This is a genomic window from Candidatus Pantoea communis (assembly GCF_011752685.1).
GTDB classification, from domain to species: domain Bacteria; phylum Pseudomonadota; class Gammaproteobacteria; order Enterobacterales; family Enterobacteriaceae; genus Pantoea; species Pantoea communis.
The window spans coordinates 26904-41497 of record NZ_VWXC01000020.1 but is presented as its reverse complement, the minus strand read 5'-3'; the positions used below and the strand labels follow the sequence as shown (position 1 = coordinate 41497).

Below are 14594 nucleotides of genomic sequence, written 5' to 3'. Positions count from 1 at the left end.
CAATGCCGACATAATCAGGGCGAGTATTTACCTAACAGAAACTGCTCCAATCATTTCTGTGTCTTATGATGTTTCTCCTGAAGCTCCCCTTGATTTTTAGGGGCAATACGCTTCATTTCCAAAGCGATTAGGCCCCTTAGTACCCGGGAAAAGATACCACCATATGCCCATTGCCGAAAGAAGCATAAGAATGATTGAAATAATAACCAGTCTGGTTTCTTCATCACCGTCATGTGTTATTCCCATTGCGAGCCCCAGGATTATAATAATTGAATAAGAGATGAAGAACCACCAACCAGATCTGTTCAGGTCATGTAGACGGCGAACGCTTACAGCGATACCCGGAGCGCTAATAGCCAGACTAAAAACCCATCCAATAACTTGCACCAAGTTAAATATTTCGATAAAAATAAAATTCGCAACACTAAAAGTCAAAAATTCGAGTCGACTTGCTCTTCCATTAAAAACAAAATATTTACGGAAGCAATTGATATAAAGATCAAAAATCGCGTTCATGAAATCCCTTACATAAATTTGAAGTGCTGCTGATTTGCCTCATACATTTTGCATGAGCTTCCTGCATAGTACATAAATCTGATTTTGTTCACCTCTGAAATCAAACTCAACCTTGTCAGGATTACACTTCTATCTTGATATGCCACGATCAGGCCAAAAAAACTGCAATTAACTAGAAATTGCAGTCTCGCTTTAGAAAAATTGCTGAACTGACTGGCATTATGACTCCCTGCCGCCCTTCTGACGGTTATTTCTGCTACATAAAGCTGCTGATGGCGGTGTCCACCACAGCAACAGCCGTCAGGACGCCCGCCAGAATCAACCAGCCCCAGCCCTTACGCTGGCGCAGGGCCAGCAGGATGGCACCGGAGAAACAGCTGACGGGGATAAAGGTCAGGATCAAAATCAGCATCAGCGTGATAATTTGCGTGTCGCGCACTGGTATACTCCTTTTATTCCGGCATGCTGCGGAGGTGAATTGTCCGGTCGGCCGAGTCAATTGTGGATGACCGGTGGGCGATAATAACCCGCGTGATGCTCAGGGCGCGTATGGCCTCGTTTATCAGCGCCTCGTTATGTTCGTCCAGATGGCTGGTTGCCTCGTCCATGAAAAGAATGCCGGGACGCCGATAGAGTGCGCGAACGATAAAAATGCGCTGACGCTGGCCGCCCGAGAGCCCCTCGCCCAGCTCGCCTGTCAGGGTGTCATAGCCCATAGGCAGGGCCATGATATCGTCATGGATATGGCCAAGGCGGGCGCAGGTATGAAGCCACGCCTCGTCAGGTGAGTCGCTGAAGCCGGTCATGTTTTCGCGTAAAGACCCGGCAAAAAGACGATCCTCCTGCAGTATGCAGGCCACGGCGCGGCGGTAGTTGTTCACGCCGGCGGAGTGGATATCCCGTCCACCGGCCAGCACGCAGCCTTCACCTGGCGGGATAAGGCCGCTCAGCACTTTCATGAGTGTGGTTTTTCCGCACCCTGATGGGCCGGTGATGGCCACGCTTTCTCCGGCAGCTACCGTGATATTGAGCCCTTTGAAAATGGCTGGTGACTGTGCGTCATGACGAAACATGAGTCCTTTTGCCTCCAGCGCGATGGCGACACCCGCTGGGTACAGGTCTGCAACGGGGGCGGCCGGCTCGGACTCCGTGTGGGCGATGTCCGCAATCCTTTCTCCGTGCAGGCAGAGCATGCCAAGACGCAGGAACATGTCAGTCAGTGACAGTGCCCGGGAGGTGAAAATTTCACGAAATACCCCGAAGGCCACAAACGCCCCGAGTGAAAGCTGATGAGTCATTACGGCCCCAATGCCAAGCCAGAGGATAACCACGTTGTCCAGTGCGTTCGTCAGACCGCTGACCGTACTGAAAAGAATGTCAAAACGCCGACGGCTGACGGCAGCGTTGGCGGCGTCTACTTCAAGTGTCAGCCAGTTCCGGCGGCGCTGCGATGTCAGACCCTGCGCGCGTAGCGTGGCGATACCCCACAGCGATTCGGTAAAGTGAGATCCGGCCGCCGCGTTTTTTATCAGTTGCTCCTCCGTCAGCTGCCGGTAGCGAGGAAAGGTAACCACCCGCATTGTTATGGCGATCAACACAAAGCACGTAACCACACCCCACAGAAGCGGGCCTCCGTAGCCTGCCAGCAGCACGCAAGACCCTAGGAGCATGATTCCGTCAATGACGCAGCCGGTAATATCGTGGACAAAAGTGTCGCGCAGCACGTCCAGCGAGCCGAATCGTGACTGGATGTCGCCCGTCCGACGCTGGGCAAACCACGGAAGAGGAAGTCCCAGAAGATGCCGGAGCAGACCTTCCTTCCACTGGACATCGGTGAGCGTGTCCGTCACCATCACCGTCCATGCACGGATGAGGTTAAATCCGGTCTGAAGCAGGATAAGTGCTCCCAGAGACAGGCAGACCAGCTCAAGCAGGCCCTGGTCGGAGGCGGGAACCACGTGATCCAGGGCAATCTGCGTACCCACCGGCAACAGCAGACTGATGCTTTCGATCATCGCGGATAAACAGAAGATTTTGACCAGGGCAGTGCCGAAGCCGCGTATACCGCTCATCAGTTCGGCAGGCCTGACGCGGGTCTGTTTTTTTTGCCTACTGAAGCCGCGACCGGGCCAGAGCTCCAGCGCCGCGCCGGTAAAGTTTTCTGACAGAGTTTTCCTGCTGACGCTTAGCCGTCCACGGGCCGGATCGTGGATCACGGCCCGGTCGCCACTGAGGCTGACCAGCACCACAAAATGGCTGAAGCTCCAGTGCAGAATACAGGGCAGCCTCAGGTCCGAAAGCTCCTCAAGCTCAAGTGATAAAGCCCGGCCCGCCAGTCCCACCTCCCCGGCAACGGTGTACAGGGTGCTCAGCGTGGCGCCGCGCGACGAGATGCCACCCCGGCTGCGCAGGGTAAACAGATCTACGTGATGTCCGTGCCAGCCTGCCACCATCGCGATACAGGCCAGCCCGCATTCGGCAGCTTCAGTCTGCAGAATCAGGGGGACACGCCGGTACAGTGAGAAATTGAGACGGCGTAATAGCCCTTCAGGTACGTTACTGTTCACTCACCGCCTCCTGCGCGCTGTCACGCATGTCATAGAGTGGCGCAAGGACCCACTGCCACAGTTTTCGTTTCTCCAGAAACAGTGTGCATTCAGCTCGCAGCCCGTTTCCTGGACGGAGGCGGTGTCCCTGCCAGACAAAGTGCGTCACATCAGGCGTGACGGTCAGCCTGTACCAGGTCTCGGATGTGCCGGCGTTTACGGCAGGCGCGCCAGACCATAATGCCCTTTCCTGTGGAGTGGCTGGGGCGGAAGATATTTGCGTGATCCGTCCGGGAAACTGACCAAACTTTTCTGCCGGAAAAGCGTTATACCGGATGTTGACCGGCGAGCCTGCCTTAATGAATGGCACGGCGCTGTCCGGCACCCACATGACCAGTTCCCAGCGGGGAGGTGCGAAAGGAATAACCTGTGCCAGGGCGTCGCCTGCGCTGACTGACTGTCCTGACGACAGGCCGGCGATATCTACCCGCCCGTCCACTGGCGAGGTCACGACCAGCGTTCCCGCCGCGTCGTCCAGAGTGTCCTGGCGAATAAGGACGCTGCGCTGCATCTCCATGCGGAAAATATCGTTATCAAAATCAGCGGCGCGCGTGCGGATGTCGCCCGTCAGAGCCAATACCTGCAGAGCGTTCTGTTCGCGCTGACTGCTCAGCGTTAGCAGGTCGTTCTGCTGCTGATAGTAAAGAGCGGCCTGCTGGGAGAGCTGGTCCCGGTTGATGAGGCCCGCGCGCTGATAGCGGCGATAGTTGTCCATATTCTGCTTCATTTCCTTCAGCCCCTCTTCGGCCTGGTTCAATACGTCAGCCGTGTGCGAAAGCGCCGCCGCATAACTGGCTTTCTGCTGCTCCAGGGTTTCAAGCGTGACGCGCCTGTTTTCACGCAGGTGATTAATGATGCCCTCAACGCTTTTTATCTGGGCCTGCGTATTCTGCCGCTGCTGAAGGCTGACCACGCCGGATCGCGTCGTGTGGCTGACGTCAATTTCATAAAGAGGCTGTCCTTTTTTTACCTTATCACCTGCACTGACCAGACGGCTGATAATAAACCCCTGCCCGGGTGCGGTGACCCGGACTGGGCCGGGCAGGGAGGCCAGCTCTCCGCTAACGGTCACCCGACGGGTATAGCTGCCGATGCAGAGAAACAAGGCCAGCAGGGAAAAAAAGAGCGCGGTGAGGGCGAGATGCACCCATGCGGGAAGGCCACGGCACAGCAATGCCCGACCATTCCAGACTCGTGACCGGTGACTGAGCGCCGCTGCACGATAAAGGGAGTCCATGAGTATCCTGAAGAAATAAAAGCCAGTAGTTGTCATAATAAGGCGGCCATAATGGCCGCCCGGGAAACGGAGACGCTGTAATCAGCGGTTTTTACCCCCTCCCCTCTGACTGCTTTGCCCCTTGTTGCTGGATTTACCACTGTTCCCTTTATTATTCCCTGATGCAGAGGATCCGGCATCAGGTGCGTTCAGACCACAGCCAGCGTGAAAGCTACCCGAGGTAGATGAGCCACCATGTCCATCTTTAGATGTGGAAAAAGAACCACCAATAGAACAGCTGCCAATTGAAAACCCACCTGCGACTACACTCATTTCATTTGAAGATAATTCACGCATTATTATTTCTCCTAATTACAGTAAGTTGCGAATATAACGTGCTTTTTTCTCATTGAAATAACCCATTGAGAAGATGAATTGGCATAGTGTATATTTGTTATGCCAAACTTTTTCATGTCTGCCGGGGTGTATGAAAACCATTTCTCCGGGAACCTATACCTATAATCAGAATTTAACTGAGGACAAAAAGATAGTTTATTTCCCACGCCAATTCTTCTGTAAAATTCAACATCATCCTTTTGTAATTCTTTAATTTCCCGAAGCGAGAAAAAATCACTCTTTGTTATGCTTCCAGATATTTTAATTTCTCTCTCAGGGCCGTTGATACCTCCATGCCATAGAAGGTACGAATCGTTACCCAGATATTTTTTCTTTCCGGCCGGAAAAATATAGTTAGCACAGGCAGAGGCGCAAACGCTGCGCACATCAACACTGATGCCATTTTTATATATGTAATCACCTATCGCTAAAGCGTTCCTGGCATCACCGCCAATGCTATTTATAGATACCGTATTGATGGGGGATTTTTTAGCAAGCCTTAGGAATTCAGAATAAGATGTGTCTGTGATTTTTCCATTATAATAAATAATACCCCCTTTAATATAGATATCGGGGGGATCAGAAAGAACGCTGGCATCGGGGAGGTCTATCTCCTCATACGCCACACATGGCGAGGAATTAAATATTAAAAAAAACATAGCTAATGAAGTAATTACGGAAGAACTACTTTCAAAAAAAGTTCTCAACTGTCCCTGTTTCATTACTTTTAACTCCGTTTACACCCCTGTGTAATTCATAGCCCAGTTTCGTAGTCCCTGAACATACATCAAAGCCGATAATAGGAATGCAATTGTTTTATGTAATGTAATACTTAACTAAGTTTGTTTTTAGTAAACATGTGTAACAAAATATTTATTCGTTCAATTTATTTGAAAGAAATATGGGTTCTTTGGCGACTTTTTGAGATTGACATTTTAAATTTAATCATCGTAAATGATGATATCCATATCTGGTCGCACATGTAACGTTAAAGGATCGCCTGAGGATTTTGCTGTTATAGCCAGTACGTCCCCGGGATGAGTTTCTTCTTATAAAGAATTAGATTATTCAAATCTATAGAATAACTACCCTGTTTAAATTTCCATTTTTTGATGACTCAATGCCTTAAAGACGATTTTGATGTTTTTAATCCGATTGTTTTTAATGATATGCAGAAAACATCAGAAGCACTTTTGCTCTTCGAGAATTTTATAGACTGTGGAGCGTGCAATACTGAGCTGATGAGAAATATTAGTTGCACCCATACCTCTCCGATGAAGTTCCATAACGGCATGCCTGTCTACAGTGCGCTTGCGGCCGAATTTAATACCTTTTAGCTTCGCCTCTTGCCTCCCTTCATTTGTACGCTCAAGGATTCTCTGGCGCTCTGCCTGGGCTACAGCTGAAAGAATAGTGACAACCATTTTACCCATTTCCCCATCTGTACTGATACCGTCGTCAATAAACCGGACGGCCACCCCCTGGGCATCAAATTCTTTTATCAGCTGGATCATATCGGCAGTATCGCGGCCAAGACGGTCAAGTTTCTTCACCAGAATCACGTCACCTTCTTCCACTTTCATCCGCAAGAGCTCCAGACCCTCTCGATCAACAGAACTGCCTGATGCCTTGTCGGTAAAGATGCGGTTGGCTTTTACTCCTGCCTCTTTAAGTCCCTTGATCTGAATATCGAGAGACTGCTGGCTGCTTGATACCCGTGCGTAACCAAAAAGTCGCATAAAAATGTATCCTAAATCAAATATCGGACATATGGTGTCTGTTATAACAAAAAATCGATATATCGGACACATTATTGATACCAATTTGGTGTGTCCGACAATTTATAACATTTCGGACGGTTGCGAAATTGTTAATATATAACCGTCAGGCTGGGAGGCCGATATGCCCGTCGATTTTCTGACCACTGAGCAGGAACTGAATTATGGTCGCTATGTTGCAGAACCCAATGACGTGCAGCTGGCGCGCTATTTTCATCTTGATGAGCGGGATCTCGCCTTCATTAACCAGCGACGGGGAAGGCATAACCGGCTGGGAATTGCGCTTCAGCTCACCACCGCCCGTTTTCTGGGCACCTTTCTGACGGATTTAACCCTGGTTCTGCCGGGTGTTCAGCAATTTGTCGCGGTGCAGCTTAATATCCGCCGTACGGAAGTCCTTTCACGCTACGCAGAACGGGATACCACCCTCAGAGAGCATACTGCGCTGATTAAGGATTATTACGGTTACCATGAATTTGGCGATTTCCCCTGGTCTTTCCGCCTGAAGCGCCTGCTATACACCCGCGCATGGCTCAGTAATGAGCGACCCGGCCTGATGTTTGATTTTGCCACCGCCTGGCTGCTTCAGAATAAGGTCCTGCTGCCCGGAGCAACCACACTTGTACGTCTCGTCAGTGAAATACGTGAACGGGCAAATCAGCAGCTGTGGAAGAAACTGGCCGCGTTGCCTGACAGCTGGCAGACCGCCCGCGTGACGGAGCTGTTGGACATTCCTGAGGGACAGAGAATTTCACCGCTGGAGCAACTGAAAAAGGGACCTGTCACCGTCAGCGGACCGGCATTTATCGAAGCGCTGGAGCGGTATATCCGGCTGCGAAACCTGGAGTTTTCCCGACTGAGTTTTACTGGTCTGCCCGCTATACAACTACGTAATCTGGCCCGTTACGCAGGCATGGCGTCGGTAAAATATATCGCGCGAATGCCACAGCAGAGAAAGCTGGCCATACTCACTGCATTCGTTAAAGCACAGGAGACTGCGGCGCTGGATGAATCCGTTGATGTGCTCGATATGCTGATACTGGATATCACTCGTGCGGCGAAGAAAACGGGGCAGAAAAAACGGCTCAGGACGCTGAAAGATCTTGACCGTGCTGCGCTACTGCTGGCGCGGGCATGTTCATTGTTGCTAGATGAGCAGGCTGACGATGCTGAACTGAGGGAGTCCATATTCAGCAGCATACCGAAGAACAGACTGGCAGAATCCGTCAGCAAGGTAAATGAGCTGGCCCGGCCTCAGAACAACAATTTCCATGACGAAATGGTGGAACAGTACGGGCGGGTAAAGCGTTTTCTTCCGGCGGTATTGCGCGACCTGCATTTCCAGGCAGCGCCAGCCGGAGAACATACGCTGTCCGCCATTCATTATCTGACCGAACTGAACGGCTCGAAAAAGCGCATCCTGGACGATGCGCCTGAACATATTATTACCGGCCCCTGGAAACGCCTGGTATACGATGCGGATGGCCGGATACAGCGTGCTGGCTACTCGCTTTGTCTACTGGAGCGCCTTCAGGATGCACTACGCCGACGGGACATCTGGCTCGAAAACAGCGATCGCTGGGGCAATCCCCGCGAGAAGCTGTTGCAGGGGGAAGAATGGCAGGCTCAGCGGGTTCCCGTCTGCCGGGCGCTGGGACATCCCACTGATGGACATAAAGGCGTGCAACAGCTGGCGGTCCAACTGGATGAAACCTGGAAAGCCGTAGCATCCCGCTTTGAAGGAAATGCGGAGGTTAATATCTGCCATGACGGTAAATATCCTTCCCTGACTATCAGCAGCCTGGAGAAACTGGAGGAGCCACCATCGTTGCATCGTCTCAACAGTCGGGTAAGGCAGCTACTCCCGCCGGTAGATTTGACGGAACTTTTGCTTGAGATAGATGCCAGAACGGGCTTTACACGTGAGTTTACGCATGTCAGTGAATCCGGGGCCCGGGCGCAGGAACTGCACATCAGCCTATGCGCGGTCCTGATGCTGAGGCCTGCAATATCGGGCAGGAACCGCTGATAAAGCACAATATACCGGCGCTGACGCGCCACCGGCTCAGCTGGGTGAAACAGAATTACCTCCGGGCAGAAACGCTGGTCAGCGCCAATGTCCGCCTGGTTGATTTTCAGTCCACACTGGAGCTTGCTGGCCGCTGGGGTGGCGGCGAAGTGGCTTCAGCTGACGGCATGCGCTTTGTCACGCCGGTGAAAACCGTCAATTCAGGACCTAACAGAAAATATTTTGGTTCCGGACGTGGCATCACCTGGTACAACTTCGTCTCTGATCAGTATTCTGGATTCCACGGCATCGTTGTCCCCGGCACATTACGTGATTCCATTTTTGTGCTGGAAGGCCTTCTGGAGCAGCAGACAGGGCTGAATCCGGTTGAGATCATGACAGACACAGCCGGTACCAGCGACATTATTTTTGGCCTCTTCTGGCTGCTGGGATACCAGTTTTCTCCCCGGCTTGCCGATGCCGGTGAAGCAGTATTCTGGCGGGTGGATAAATCGGCAAATTACGGTGCACTGGACGAACTCGCTCGTGGTTGTGTCGATCTGTCGAAAGCCGAGGATCAGTGGGATGAGATGATGCGAACCGCCGGTTCCCTGAAACTGGGCACCATTCATGCTTCAGAACTCATTCGCTCTTTGCTGAAAAGCGCGCGCCCATCAGGGCTGGCACAGGCGATCATGGAAGTCGGGCGCGTCAACAAGACGCTATACCTTCTAAATTATATTGATGATGAAGATTATCGTCGGCGGATCCTGACGCAGCTAAACCGGGGAGAAGGCCGCCATGCTGTGGCGAGGGCGATCTGCTACGGACAGCGCGGTGAGATCAGAAAGCGCTATCGTGAAGGTCAGGAAGATCAACTGGGTGCACTGGGCCTGGTCACTAACGCAGTGGTACTGTGGAACACACTTTATATGCAGGAAGCCCTGAGCTGGATGCGCAGGAATGCAGAAGAAACCGGGGTTGAAGATATCGCCCGGTTATCCCCACTGATGCACGGGCATATCAATATACTTGGGCATTATACGTTTACGCTACCGGAGGATATTTTGAAGGGGGAACTGAGAGAATTAAATTTTAATTTAAACAATGAATTAACTTCTTAGCGTACGTATTCGTTCCATTGGCCCTCAAACCCCTACCCTGAAGTGTCAGGCTTACGCGTCCAAGATAAGCCCATTCCCAGTAGCTACTGTTACGGAAATCGTAGCCAATTTTTTCATTAATCGGAAACGTTCCCGTCTGAACCGTGCTCAGGATAGTGTTAACAGGGGGCAACGTCTGCCGGTCAAAACTGAAGGAAAGCTTGGCCATATCGGCGCTAAGCGGAAGCCCTTCTCCGTAAATAAAGTGATACAGAGCCGCCAGCGGTCCAAAGGCATTGTTGGTCAGTTCAGTCTGCTGGTTCGCCTCAAAATAATCTGCTTCATTGGCATTGAACATATCCCAGTAAGCCCAGTTGGGGTGTGTTACCCGCTGACTGTCGGCATAGGCTGCGGCGCCCAGGACGCGCTTCAGTATTTCAGGATGCTTTTGATACCATTCCCGGCACTGCTCAAGAATCTGAGCCGTTTTAGTACCGTCTTCACAGGCCAGGATACGTGCCTGTAAATAAACTGCATCAGCAAAACCTGCAGGGAGGCCATTATCCGAAAAGGCGGAATAATCATAGGATGAGGGGTATGATGGGGCCGGAACCGGGGTCGCAATAACATTGATCGGTGGCTGTTCTGCCATGATTAACTCCTTTAATCGAGTGGTAGTGAGCAAGATATTTATTAAAACTAATGATAATCATTATCAAGTAGATGCTATTGTCTTACCGATGAATTTATAACTGCATCTGCTTTGTCCCCGGCAACTGGTGGGCTGTCACGCAGGGGCATCGGCCTTGTCATATGCCACAACGTTTTTATCGTGATCAGTGCCGTCCTGAACGGTTTCTGGCGCCTCCATGCCGCTCACGCGGCATTCACAGGACGGACTACGCACTGCTCGCCCGTCTGAATTAAGGCTTCAGCCAGAGTGCTGCCCGGCGCTACATTATCGGTAAACCGACAATAACGGGCTCTGCCTTTCGCCAGTACGCTCATGTGCATCAGATCTAAACGGAAGAAACGCGGATGAAAGACTCAGAAAATGAACTGACAGAATCCACCTACTGGGAGGCATGCCGGATTACCGGAATGATCTGCCTGAATCTGGCCGACAGGGGCCAGCAGACCGATCGTGAACGACTGATACAGGAGCTGGTTACACTCGTAAAAGCCTGCATTAAAGAAAACCAAGTCTGTAATCCCTCACTGATCTTCGCGATTGAACAACTCCGGGGTGACGACCCTGATGAAGTCAGACTTCACAGCTGAAACGGGTGCAGGCTCTTCAGGGTTTTCTGAAGAATGGTGATGTCATAAAATGCCGGATTTCAGGGCCACTTTTTCCTGTGGTCCGTCATGAAGGACGCGGCTTATGGATAACGACAACCTGAACGTCAGTCACCTCGCCTGGTGCGGGCTGATTGCGCTGAATACCGCCCGGCAGGACGGTATTGTGACCTCTCCCGCACAGGACAACCTGTTTCTGACCCGCTGGCTGGCCACCGCCGAAAAGCAGCGCCGCTTTCCACGTGAGCTGGCCGGGGACATCAGCTGGCTGCTGAAAGAGGGACGGGAAAAAGGTCTGCGCGCCGACCTGCCCGGCAAGCTCGACTACCTGTGGCGCGCCAGCAGCGGCCATCTGCTGGCGCAGAACGACCTTTTCCGGCTGCAGCACACCCTGCACGCGGTGAAGCTTACCGGCTGGATTTACATGGTGCTGGCAGAGAGCGAGTGGAGCGGCCGCCGGCAGCTGCGCCTGAGCCCGTCCGTATCGGGCATCTACCTGAACCGTCACGCGCTGGACGCCGGCTTTGACGAACGTGGCCGTCAGCGCATTCCCCTGCCCGCACGTATTACCGGCGAACTGCCCGCGCTCGATAAGCTGCTGCAGCGCTCGGGATGGCGCCGGGAAGCGGCTGGCGGGGCGGATGAACATCTGCATCATCTGCTCGCGGACGGATTCCGGGCAGCGTGATGCGCGGGCCGGAATGGTCACGGACGTTACAGGCTACAGTGAACCTACATGCCACTCAGGTTTCAGGGCGGGCGGCCGATAACTCCCGCGTAAGCAGAATAATAAATCGTTTGTTTTCATTCCCTGAACAGGGTGCTGCCCGGCGGCGCCCCACTTTTTTGGAAGGCGAGCACGTGAGCGGTCGCCAGGACAGGAACCACACCATGAACAGGCATGAAGTGACGTCTCAGCTGTTTCGCAGCGCGGGCTACGATCCGACCACCGGCGTGCTGGAGCTTGAGTACCGCAACGGCGCGTGCCGGCGCTGGCTCGCGGTGCCGGCAAAGGTGTATCAGGCGTTCTGCGCGGCCGCGGACGCTGACGCCTTTTTCAGGAACAACATTGAGGGCCGCTATATTTCTTTATAGAAACGGGTGTAATTGTAATCTAAAATCAGTTTATTAAACTTTTTCATTTTATCTGAGTTGAATTTAAATTTAAATCAAAGGATCGAAAAATCATGTTCCCTTATAAAGCCCCATTAAGAATTAAAACTATATTTCAAGGTTTAATTTTACTCTCAATGGTTAAGTTAACTACATTTAATGTATCCGCGTCACCATTATTACTTCTAGAAGTCGCTGAAACAGTTTCAAATGTAAATCATTTTTCAGAGGGAATTAAGAGGGTAAATGCTATTTATGATTCAACTGAAATATTAAAGCTTTTAACACAGGTAAATGAGGTGCCAGGGCCATATTATTTTAAACTTGAACAGTATTATATTGACTATATGAAGAAAGGTCCTCAATGGATTCAAAAATTCTATCTTGATGAAGGAATCCCAAAGAATATATATATGAAAGAAATTCCACCTCTTGAGGAAACATCTAGGGATATGAAATCCTTTGCATATATTGTGACAGGTTTAAATAAAGACTCTTGTGATATGGTACATAAAGCATTAAAAAATTCATTTCATTACGAATATATAAACCAGGGTGGTAGAATTAACACTTCAATTAAAAGGAAAGGCGAGTGCAAGGATATAGATGACAATGAAATCATTGTGCTTAGGTGATAGGGGGATTGATTTTCATTAATCAATTCTTAGGCAATTATCTGTGATTAGTTCTGCAAGATAATTTTAGGCTGCCAATTAACTAGGTTTACATGTTAGTAATTGCTAGTCAATAGTTTGTTAATGACACATCAAAAGATAACTTAAAAAGTAGTATGGTGCATACATAACTTGGCAATCTTATTAATATTGCACCTCTGCTCGTGCAGATGCCGACATGATGGCATCTGCACGAAGTGTGCTCTGGACCTGAAACAGAAGCTTAGCTGTCAGGCATGTAAAAACGCTTACGCGGTGCTTTATGGATTTAGCTAAAGGCCGTTAGGTCATGCGTTATTCGTTGTCGTTAAGCGGAGTGTGAAGCTCAGGCTGCAACACTTGCTCGAAATATTCATGTGATACTGATAAGTATGGTTTTTTACAGCTAATACCAATCAGTTAATGTATATCTTTTCTTTATTGATTCAATATCAACTCTGAATAAGGAAGCCAGTAAATGAAAGTCAGGCTCAATGTTTTTTTTTAAACAATAAGCGTATGCCTGCCTGTCGTTGTTATATCTGATGAGTCTTTTACCTGTTTTCAATTTCGAAAGGTTAATATTGCTTTCGGCAATATCGGGGAACTCTCTTACAAAAGAATCCATTTCTTTTATAACATGATCAATAAGTGATATGGTTAGTTCTGTCAGGTCAATCAGATTGTGGATTTCCTTATCTGAAAGACAGGCATGAAGGGCCATCTGAAAGCTTGCATCATCTTTAATGGATTTATCTTTAATGTAATCATGCACTTTCTTTCTGGCGTCGTCATCCAATACATTCCTTTTCTCAATCTGATAAATTGCAGTGTTGTAGTTCGAAATCAGAGCGCTTAACCTTGATAAATTACGCCATGACTTCCCTAATTCCAGATTGCTTGGCTTTTCTACTGCTTTCCTGAATATACTATGGGATATAAATCTTTTCATCCTTTCTTTTCTGGAGAAGTTGCAGGTCTTAAGCTCTTTGATAAATGAAAAATCAGGTAAATCGATAGAGATTCTGTCTGCTTTTAAGAGGGTTTCTGGAAAGATCCAAAGCCTTAGATAAGGGTTTTTTGTATCGATGTTTCTGTAATTTTCTTTTACCGTTATTAAGTTATTGAGAGATTCAATGATGGTAAACATTAAGTGCATAGAACATTTAAATTTATCCTTCTCGGCTTTGCTTATTTCCTGTTGATTATTTATATATATGGCTATTAGCCCTCCCATAATCGCAGAAAACAGTGAGCTTACAACAGGAAATATAAAATCCTTGAATGGGTGATCTTGCTGAGTCGCCTCAATGAGCGACTTGATTAACAGAAGCGAGTATTGGTCCATAATATGAGCCTATTTATCTGACTTTATCGGCAGGTTATCATTATAATCCATTTATTTTCAGACATCTGCGTAAGTGATGGTGATAATCAATGTAACGAAAAAGCCCCTTTCGGGGCAGCGGATTATTTGACGTGTGATACTGCAAGTTGAATGGCGGGGATATAACTAGCTGGGAGTTGGCCGATAACGGGTGATGTGAAAGGCGGCTTTCCAGGCCTAGGTGAGTGAATCTCAAACCATTCATCATCGTAGGGCACATTTGCTATACGGCTTACATCAAATTTAGTGTCATATGATAGGCCGGTCTGTAGAAAATCAGGATCCGTCTTTTTGACTACAAATTCTGTCGGATACAATTTTTCGGTCTTCTGGCTAGTACCAAACACCAGCTTAACGCGATGGTAAGCTGGTGACACTTCTTTCACTATGGCCGGGCGCGCATATGGGCCCGGCTGGCCTACAGCGTATGGAAATTTCACCCAAACGATACTCCCTACCGCTGGTAATGGGTGAAACTGAGTCGGGCCATTATTATTATTGGAAGCCATTCAAGCATTC

At 49.6% G+C, this 14594-nt stretch carries 14 protein-coding genes and 1 pseudogene; 5 read left to right on the top strand and 10 right to left on the bottom strand.

The window, feature by feature from the left end:
* Window positions 1-96: 96 nt before the first annotated feature.
* The 7 genes from F3J37_RS21790 to F3J37_RS21760 form a co-directional block, all read right to left on the bottom strand.
* A complete protein-coding gene (locus tag F3J37_RS21790) occupies window positions 97-516 on the bottom strand; it encodes a DUF805 domain-containing protein (protein WP_166935742.1) in 420 nt (139 codons plus the stop codon).
* Between the two features lie 256 nt (window positions 517-772).
* Window positions 773-955, bottom strand: coding sequence for a hypothetical protein (locus F3J37_RS21785; RefSeq protein ID WP_166935740.1), 183 nt, complete (start codon window positions 953-955; stop codon window positions 773-775).
* Between the two features lie 13 nt (window positions 956-968).
* Complete coding sequence (locus tag F3J37_RS21780) at window positions 969-3083, bottom strand: peptidase domain-containing ABC transporter (RefSeq protein WP_369410693.1); 2115 nt, start codon at window positions 3081-3083, stop codon at window positions 969-971.
* A complete protein-coding gene (locus F3J37_RS21775; RefSeq protein ID WP_166935738.1) occupies window positions 3073-4359 on the bottom strand; it encodes an HlyD family secretion protein in 1287 nt (428 codons plus the stop codon). The genes F3J37_RS21780 and F3J37_RS21775 overlap by 11 nt, the downstream gene beginning before the upstream one ends.
* An 81-nt stretch (window positions 4360-4440) precedes the next feature.
* Window positions 4441-4695: a hypothetical protein gene (locus F3J37_RS21770; RefSeq protein ID WP_166935736.1), complete on the bottom strand. Its 255-nt coding sequence runs from the start codon at window positions 4693-4695 to the stop codon at window positions 4441-4443.
* Between the two features lie 11 nt (window positions 4696-4706).
* Window positions 4707-5456: a hypothetical protein gene (locus tag F3J37_RS21765; protein WP_166935735.1), complete on the bottom strand. Its 750-nt coding sequence runs from the start codon at window positions 5454-5456 to the stop codon at window positions 4707-4709.
* Window positions 5457-5915: 459 nt separating this feature from the next.
* A complete protein-coding gene (locus tag F3J37_RS21760; RefSeq protein ID WP_166935733.1) occupies window positions 5916-6473 on the bottom strand; it encodes a recombinase family protein in 558 nt (185 codons plus the stop codon).
* 163 nt (window positions 6474-6636) lie between these two features.
* On the opposite strand from F3J37_RS21760, the pseudogene F3J37_RS21755 reads away from it, so the two are divergent.
* Window positions 6637-9644, top strand: a pseudogene (locus F3J37_RS21755) (Tn3 family transposase).
* Here the strand turns inward: F3J37_RS21755 and F3J37_RS21750 are convergent.
* Complete coding sequence (locus F3J37_RS21750) at window positions 9616-10275, bottom strand: lipid II-degrading bacteriocin (RefSeq protein WP_166935731.1); 660 nt, start codon at window positions 10273-10275, stop codon at window positions 9616-9618. The pseudogene F3J37_RS21755 and the gene F3J37_RS21750 sit on opposite strands and share 29 nt — an antisense overlap.
* Window positions 10276-10661: 386 nt before the next feature.
* Here F3J37_RS21750 and F3J37_RS21745 point away from each other — a divergent pair, with 386 nt between their 5' ends.
* From F3J37_RS21745 to F3J37_RS21730, 4 genes are all read left to right on the top strand, one after another.
* On the top strand, window positions 10662-10904 hold the full coding sequence (locus F3J37_RS21745; RefSeq protein WP_166720329.1) for a DUF2767 family protein: 243 nt from the start codon (window positions 10662-10664) through the stop codon (window positions 10902-10904).
* 103 nt (window positions 10905-11007) lie between these two features.
* On the top strand, window positions 11008-11610 hold the full coding sequence (locus F3J37_RS21740; RefSeq protein ID WP_166935729.1) for a DUF2913 family protein: 603 nt from the start codon (window positions 11008-11010) through the stop codon (window positions 11608-11610).
* Window positions 11611-11813: 203 nt separating this feature from the next.
* Entirely contained in the window at window positions 11814-12017 is a 204-nt protein-coding gene (locus F3J37_RS21735) for a KTSC domain-containing protein (RefSeq protein ID WP_166935727.1), read from the top strand.
* 92 nt (window positions 12018-12109) lie between these two features.
* Window positions 12110-12670, top strand: coding sequence for a hypothetical protein (locus tag F3J37_RS21730; protein ID WP_166935726.1), 561 nt, complete (start codon window positions 12110-12112; stop codon window positions 12668-12670).
* A gap of 424 nt (window positions 12671-13094) precedes the next feature.
* On the opposite strand, the gene F3J37_RS21725 is transcribed toward F3J37_RS21730, so the two are convergent.
* Both F3J37_RS21725 and F3J37_RS21720 read right to left on the bottom strand, forming a co-directional pair.
* Window positions 13095-14036 carry a hypothetical protein gene (locus tag F3J37_RS21725; protein ID WP_166935724.1) on the bottom strand — a complete coding sequence of 314 codons (942 nt, stop codon included), beginning with the start codon at window positions 14034-14036 and terminating at the stop codon, window positions 13095-13097.
* Window positions 14037-14158: 122 nt separating this feature from the next.
* Window positions 14159-14584: a hypothetical protein gene (locus tag F3J37_RS21720; RefSeq protein ID WP_166935722.1), complete on the bottom strand. Its 426-nt coding sequence runs from the start codon at window positions 14582-14584 to the stop codon at window positions 14159-14161.
* Window positions 14585-14594 lie beyond the last annotated feature (10 nt).

What these genes read in the sequence shown, in the direction of transcription:
- F3J37_RS21725 (WP_166935724.1), bottom strand. Translation starts at nt 14,036, where the DNA reads ATGGACCAATACTCGCTTCTGTTAATCAAGTCGCTCATTGAGGCGACT.
- F3J37_RS21745 (WP_166720329.1), top strand. Translation starts at nt 10,662, where the DNA reads ATGAAAGACTCAGAAAATGAACTGACAGAATCCACCTACTGGGAGGCA.
- F3J37_RS21765 (WP_166935735.1), bottom strand. Translation starts at nt 5,456, where the DNA reads ATGAAACAGGGACAGTTGAGAACTTTTTTTGAAAGTAGTTCTTCCGTA.
- F3J37_RS21770 (WP_166935736.1), bottom strand. Translation starts at nt 4,695, where the DNA reads ATGCGTGAATTATCTTCAAATGAAATGAGTGTAGTCGCAGGTGGGTTT.
- F3J37_RS21750 (WP_166935731.1), bottom strand. Translation starts at nt 10,275, where the DNA reads ATGGCAGAACAGCCACCGATCAATGTTATTGCGACCCCGGTTCCGGCC.
- F3J37_RS21740 (WP_166935729.1), top strand. Translation starts at nt 11,008, where the DNA reads ATGGATAACGACAACCTGAACGTCAGTCACCTCGCCTGGTGCGGGCTG.
- F3J37_RS21720 (WP_166935722.1), bottom strand. Translation starts at nt 14,584, where the DNA reads ATGGCTTCCAATAATAATAATGGCCCGACTCAGTTTCACCCATTACCA.
- F3J37_RS21775 (WP_166935738.1), bottom strand. Translation starts at nt 4,359, where the DNA reads ATGGACTCCCTTTATCGTGCAGCGGCGCTCAGTCACCGGTCACGAGTC.
- F3J37_RS21730 (WP_166935726.1), top strand. Translation starts at nt 12,110, where the DNA reads ATGTTCCCTTATAAAGCCCCATTAAGAATTAAAACTATATTTCAAGGT.
- F3J37_RS21790 (WP_166935742.1), bottom strand. Translation starts at nt 516, where the DNA reads ATGAACGCGATTTTTGATCTTTATATCAATTGCTTCCGTAAATATTTT.
- F3J37_RS21760 (WP_166935733.1), bottom strand. Translation starts at nt 6,473, where the DNA reads ATGCGACTTTTTGGTTACGCACGGGTATCAAGCAGCCAGCAGTCTCTC.
- F3J37_RS21735 (WP_166935727.1), top strand. Translation starts at nt 11,814, where the DNA reads ATGAACAGGCATGAAGTGACGTCTCAGCTGTTTCGCAGCGCGGGCTAC.